The 7,028-nt window shown below is 46.7% G+C and carries 4 protein-coding genes; all 4 read left to right on the top strand.

The window, feature by feature from the left end; genetic code table 11:
- Positions 1–335 precede the first annotated feature (335 nt).
- Positions 336–2,405, top strand: coding sequence for an alpha-glucuronidase family glycosyl hydrolase (locus tag AC58PQ_RS28215; RefSeq protein WP_497247487.1), 2,070 nt, complete (start codon positions 336–338; stop codon positions 2,403–2,405).
- A 69-nt stretch (positions 2,406–2,474) separates the two neighbouring features.
- Positions 2,475–3,479: an endo-1,4-beta-xylanase gene (locus AC58PQ_RS28210; RefSeq protein WP_497247484.1), complete on the top strand. Its 1,005-nt coding sequence runs from the start codon at positions 2,475–2,477 to the stop codon at positions 3,477–3,479.
- A 154-nt stretch (positions 3,480–3,633) separates the two neighbouring features.
- Positions 3,634–5,262, top strand: coding sequence for a response regulator transcription factor (locus AC58PQ_RS28205; RefSeq protein ID WP_497247482.1), 1,629 nt, complete (start codon positions 3,634–3,636; stop codon positions 5,260–5,262).
- A complete protein-coding gene (locus AC58PQ_RS28200; protein WP_497247480.1) occupies positions 5,234–7,021 on the top strand; it encodes a sensor histidine kinase in 1,788 nt (595 codons plus the stop codon). Before AC58PQ_RS28205 ends, AC58PQ_RS28200 begins: the two co-directional genes overlap by 29 nt.
- The last annotated feature ends 7 nt before the right edge of the window (positions 7,022–7,028 follow it).

Raw genomic sequence — 7,028 nt, 5'->3', positions numbered from 1 at the left:
ATTAAGGCCACGGTATAGATGGAATAGTTGGCCTTACAATTAACAAAAAGTCTATAAAAACAACAAAATGGGTTGAGGACAATATCCTCAACCCATTTTGTCAACAGCCCCCCATGATGTCGGGGGTGGTTTTTTGTCGTGTTGATGCGCACAACCCCGCCCAATGTCACGTTGAGTAGCCAAGCCAGCCTATATCACCATCACATTAAGAAATTCCTTTAATCTGTAGGGTAAAACCTAAACATCCTAGGGTATGAAACCGGCGATGCAGACGATATAATAACTCGCGAAAGCGCTTTATTTTGAAAACCATACATAAATAAGGGTGGTGCAGCATGCCTACACATAAGCAAGAAACAGATCATTGTTGGCTTCGATACGCGAAAATTGACGAGGTCTCTTTATTGGAATCGTACCGAACGTGGTGTCAGGAAATGGTTACCTATACGATATCCGAAATATTTCAAACGGCTGCGCATGAGCTTCATGAAGGAATTACAGCGTTGCTTGGCATTGCGCCTGTCCATTCAGAAGCACCAACGAAATCGCACTCGATTCTACTTGGCGTAAAAGATCAGACGACAGCGCTTGATCATCTTCTAGATGCCGAGCGTGTAGCAAGCATACAGGAAGATGGTTATCTGATTCAAACCATAGAAGCACTAGGACACAGCTATCTCGTCCTCATCGGCGGCTCCGATAAAGGCGTGCTATACGCCGTGTTCGAACTGCTTCGCAGGCTTCAGTGCGGAGAATCCCTCGAGCAGCTTGCCATTGTTCAGAACCCCGCGAATCGCCTGCGGATGATGAATCAGTGGGATAACATGGATGGCAGCATTGAACGTGGATATGCGGGTCGCTCCATTTTCTTCGAGGATAATGCCATCGTCAAGGATCATAAGCGTATCCGAGAGTACGCTCGATTGCTCGCATCCGCAGGTCTCAATGCGATCTCGATCAATAACGTGAACGTACATCGCCGGGAAACGATGCTGATCACAGAAGAATTGCTGCCTGAGGTTGCACAGATTGCTGACGTATTTCGTGCGTATGGCATCACCTTATTTCTCAGTGTAAACTACGCAAGCACGATGGAAATTGGTGGCTTGTCTACGGCAGATCCGCTGGAAAACGATGTTATCCTCTGGTGGGAAGAGAAAGCGGCCGAAATTTATCAATACATCCCTGATTTCGGTGGTTTTCTAGTGAAGGCGGACTCTGAATTCCGCTCAGGGCCATTCACCTATGGCCGTGATCATGCCGATGGTGCCAATATGTTGGCGAACGCGCTTTGGCCGCATGGCGGTCTAGTCATTTGGCGTTGCTTCGTGTACAACTGCCTGCAGGATTGGCGAGATCGTTCAACCGATCGAGCGAAAGCGGCCTTTGACCATTTCACCCCATTGGATGGGAAGTTTCATGATAATGTGATTTTACAAATCAAAAACGGTCCGATGGACTTCCAAGTTCGCGAGCCAGTATCTCCATTGCTTGGAGGACTGCGCAGCACGAATCAAATGCTGGAGCTGCAAGTCACGCAGGAGTACACGGGGCAGCAGAAGCACGTTTGCTTCCTCGTGCCGCAGTGGAAAGAAGTCATCGACTTTGATACCCATGCGCAAGGTGAAGGTTCGACAACAGCTGAAATTGCTAGCGGTTCTCTATTCAACCGTTCTTACGGCGGTTTCGCAGCGGTGTCCAATATCGGAGATGACTGGAATTGGACGGGTCATGTGTTAGCGCAAGCCAACCTATACGGATACGGCCGCTTGGCCTGGGATCCTAGTCTTACTGCGGAAGCCATTGCGCAAGAATGGATCATGATGACGTACGGCCGGCAGCCAGAGGTGGTTGCAACGCTTTCGAACATGATGCTCCGTTCTTGGAGCATTTACGAGAAATATACGGCTCCACTTGGTGTAGGCTGGATGGTTAATCCAGGCCATCACTACGGTCCGAATGTGGATGGGTATGAATATGCGAAATGGGGGACGTACCATTTTGCGGATTGTCACGGTATTGGTGTTGATCGCACTGTGAAATCAGGGACGGGTTACACGGCGCAGTATCATGCGCCACAGGCAGAACGATATGAATCGTTGGCGCAATGTCCGGATGAGCTGTTGTTATTTTTCCATCATGTGCCGTATACCTATCGGTTGAAATCTGGTAAAACGGTCATCCAACACGTTTACGATACTCACTTTGAAGGCGTTGAGGAGGCGGCTGAGTTGGTTGCTGCATGGACGTCACTTCAGGAGCACATCGACGAAGTCCGCTATGCGCAAGTGCTGCAGCGTCTCCAGGATCAGGCTGAGCAAGCGAAGGAATGGCGCGATGTGATTAATACGTATTTTACAAGGAAATCGGGGATTTCGGATGAGCAGGGGCGTACGATTTACTAAAGATGGTCGATTTTCCTTACCTAGCATGAATCGAGGCTTATTCACACTGATTGAAGGAGGTCATACAACGTGACGAATGAAAGCCAAAAAATAATAGCTTCCCTATATCAGAATTTCGAGCGTTACTTCGATATTGGCGCAGCAGTAAACTCGAAAACCATTCAAACGCAAGCCGACCTCATTAAGCGGCATTATAATAGTGTAACGGCAGAGAATGAAATGAAATTTGCCGAGATTCACCCCGATCCGGACTGCTATACGTTTGGAGCAGCAGATGCGATCGTTGATTTTGCAATCAATCAGGGGAAAAAGGTAAGAGGTCATACGCTAGTTTGGCACAACCAAACACCAGACTGGGTGTTCGAGGGACCGAACGGGTCGCTGGCAACAAGGGATCAGCTTCTAACCCAGATGCAGCAGCATATTGAAACGGTTGTGAAGCGTTACCGCGGCCAGATCTACGCTTGGGACGTAGTGAATGAAGCGATTGAAGATACCACAGAGATCACGCTGCGTAAATCCAAATGGCTTGACATCATCGGGGAGGATTACATCGCGAAAGCCTTTCATTTTGCCCACCAAGCCGATCCTAACGCGCTCTTGTTCTACAATGATTATAATGAAACGAATCCTGTGAAACGGGAGAAAATAGCTGCTCTTGTCAAATCCTTACTAGATCAAGGCGTGCCGATTCATGGTATCGGCCTGCAGGGACATTGGAACATTCATGGTCCTTCCATCGAGGAAATCCGCACCGCCATTGAGCTCTACGCCTCTCTTGGCGTGCAGCTGCAAATTACAGAGTTAGATCTGTCGGTGTTCGAATTCGCAGACAAACGAACCGATCTCACAGAGCCGACCTCAGAGATGCTAGAGCTGCAGGCAGAGCGCTATGAGCAAATTTTTGAGCTACTCAAGGCATACCAGAGCAGCATTACGGCAGTCACATTCTGGGGGGCAGCGGATGATTACACATGGCTGGATGATTTCCCGGTAAAGGGTAGGAAGAATTGGCCATTCCTCTTCGATCGGAATCATGAACCCAAGATGGCTTTCCACCGCGTTATGAAATAGATAGTGGATAAGACATTTACACCTATAGTTGTAAGATCATGACAGAGTGGGATACAATAGACAACATCTAGATTGCTCGTATAGAAACCCCGCGAGTCCGGCTAAGCACCGGGCTCGCTTTTCCATTTTTGTTACCAAGGGAGTGAATGTCGTGATGCTGCAAGTTATGTTGGTTGATGATGAGCAATATGTCAGGAAAGGTTTACTCGGACTTATCGATTGGGAGTCCTTGGGCTACAGTGTCAGCCTTGAAGCGGATAATGGAAAAGATGCGCTGCGAATGATTACCTCCAGGCAGTCTGAAATTGATGTTGTGATTACGGATATACGAATGCCAGTTATGGATGGCTTAAAGCTAATAGAAGAAGTGAAGCTTCGCAATCTGAGTGCTTGCAAGTTTATTATTTTAAGCGGTTACAATGACTTCTCTTATGCGCAATCTGCCATACGTTTTGGCGTGAGTGACTATATTTTGAAACCAATTGAAGAAGAAGATTTGGAGGAGGCCCTGCGCAAGTTGGCACTGCAAATTAAGGAAGAGCGACTTCAAAAAGCGATTAGCGGTAGACTCACGTTGAGAGGCTTGTTCGAACAACTAAGTAGAGGCGAGCAAGCAGCCAAAGCGGTGATGGAGCTCGATGAACGGGTTCGCTTACCCAAAGGGACTGTATTGCGTTATGGTATTGTTGAATGGAGCAGCGCAATATCCGAGGATAGAGACGCGACGGACTACCTGATCAAGGATGATGTCAGCATTGTCGCCGAGGCGTTGCAAACATTAGTCGACGTACCTAGCGACTTTGTTGTTCAGCTGCGCAACCATCAGTGTGCTTTTCTCATTGGCAGCGACGCGCTGAAGCTATACAGCGGCAGCTATGAACGATTCGGCGCAGCGTTGCAGAATCTGTTGGCTAAGAGATTGAAGACGGCAGGAGTTACCCTCTATTTCGGTAAAAGTGTGAAAGATATGAAAGCGCTCAGTGAGTCCATTCAGACAGCTAACGAGCTGCTGCAGTATAAGTATGTGAAGGGTATGAAGGATGTCCTCTTCTATGAAACGGCTTCTAAGACAGCGCTCAGCTATGCAGAGCCGGATGTCGGCCTGTTTCATCGCATTCAGGAAGCGGTTGGAGAGCAAGAAACAGAGAAGATCAAGACCACAATCGCGACGCTCTTTGCTGAGATCGAAGCGAAAGCACTGGCCAAAGATGCGATTCGCACGATTATCAATCGCTATGTGCACAGCATTGTGGGAACACTGCAACAGATGCAGGGACCAACGGATCTGCTCGTTAATCTCAAGCCCATGCTAAGCTGGGATGCACAGCCGCTTTCTTTTGACGAGCTGCAGCTCCTGTTCATTTCTTTTATGATAGAGAGCTCCCGAATGATGGAGCAATTACGCGGTGAGCAAACGAAGGGCAGTATCCACAAGATCAAGAGCTACATTGAGCACCATTATCAAGAGAATATCAATCTCAAAAGTATTGCGGCTGAATTTTATATGAATCCGGTGTACGTCGGGCAATTGTTCAAGAAAACGTATGGCCAGTATTTCAATGAATTCCTGCTGTCGATCCGCATTGGCGAAGCCAAGAAGCTGCTCCGTCAAACGGATTTGCGGATTTACGAAATTGCCGAGAAGGTAGGCTTTAATAACGCGGATTATTTTGTTGCGCAATTTGAGAAAATGGAGGATATGCCTCCATCCGAATATCGCAAAAAACTACTGACCAAACAAGGCGGCCATACCCATGAAAAATCGACGATTCCAACTAAATAATGTACGTTTGCGTAACAAGCTGTTGATGCTTTACTTTTTGAGCGTGTTTATTCCGATTTTATTGACCAATGTAATTTTCTATCAAGTGACAACACATAATGTTCAGCGTCAGAAAACGGAAGATATCACTTTAAATTTAGATAAATTAAAGGATGAATTTCGTGCCAAGATCGACAATGCGGTTGGGATATCATCTGTCTTTTATACAGACGGCCTCTTGAATGATGCCTTGGAACAAACGTACGCCGAAACCATCGATTATGTGCGTATGTATAACTCGCAGCTCGCGACCAATATTAACAAGTACAATTTGGTGTATAGCGAAATTAAAGGCATTCAGATGTATACCTCGAATCCGACGATTATCGATTCCGGCGGCTTACACCCGCTGACCGATATTATTCGGGATTCGGAATGGTATCGGAACCTGCAGAAGGCACTTTCGGAAGGACAAGCGTACCCGCTCGTCATGCGAAGTGATGATAATGAGAGCACATACAGCGGAATTAGTATCATCCGTCAAATGAACAATTTTAGTAATGCGAACACCTATAATAAAGTGTTGAAAATTGAGATGAGTCCCGAGGCGATCAAGCTGATGTTTAGCAACCAAGCGCTGCAGGGAAATCTCTATTTGTTGAACGGCGAAGGGGATATTCAGTATACAACGGATACGAAGCTGGACTGGGTTCGGGGCAAAATCAACTTCCGCAGCGTGGCCATTCCCAAGAATGCGATTCAATTGGAGCGCGACTATAGCACCAACTATTTGAAAAATTGGCGTATCGTGCTCGTTTCTGATGAGCATGTTCTGGATGCGGTGCGCAAATCCAAGCAATTCGTTGTCTATTTAGCACTTGTTAACTTTCTGCTGCCGACCTTAATTATTTTTTGGATCTCGTCTTCTTTGCATACACGGCTAGTTCGCATTCTTGTTCATATGAAAAAGGTGAAAAACCAGCATTTCGATCTCATTACGGAACCGGAGTCGAAAGATGAAATCGGCCAACTGATACGCGAATTTAATCGCATGACCGTCCAAATCAAGAGTCTTATTGATGATGTGTATATCGCAGATATTCAGAAGAAGGATTTGGAGCTAAAGCAAAGGCAATCGCAGCTGCATGCCTTGCAGAGCCAGATTAATCCTCACTTTCTTTTTAATGCGTTGGAAACAATTCGTATGCGCAGTCTGATTAAGCAAGAAAATGAAACAGCCAAAATCATTAAAAACATGGCCAAAATGTTTCGCCGTTCTTTGGAATGGGGCGGGGAGTGGGTCACGTTCCGTGATGAACTGGATTTGATCCTATGCTTCCTAGAAATTCAGAAATACCGTTTCGGCGATAAACTGAGCTACCGTTTCGAGGTGGATGAGTCTGTCTATAGCTGTAAAATCCCCAAAATGACCTTGCTCCCCTTCATTGAGAACGCCAGTCTTCACGGGATCGAGCCCTTGCAAGGCCACGGGACCATCGAATTGAAGGCGACTAGAATGGGTGATCAGGTGAATTTTACAATTGCTGACACTGGTATCGGGATGTCGAAGGAGAAAGTGGATTTATTGAACGCTTATATGGCCAATGGCGAAGATGTGAGTGGACACGTCGGCATGAAGAATGCGTTTATGCGACTGAAATTATATTATGGCAACGCCATTGATGTACAGATTAGCAGCGAGGATGGCGTCGGGACCATTGTGAAGATTACAACACCTGTGCAACCAGGCGGGAACGATCGATCACCTATGCTTTACTAAGAAGATA

This window comes from Paenibacillus sp. J22P143, assembly GCF_059692035.1.
Note: the sequence above shows the minus strand (reverse complement) of the source record. Positions and strands in the feature narration are given on the sequence as shown.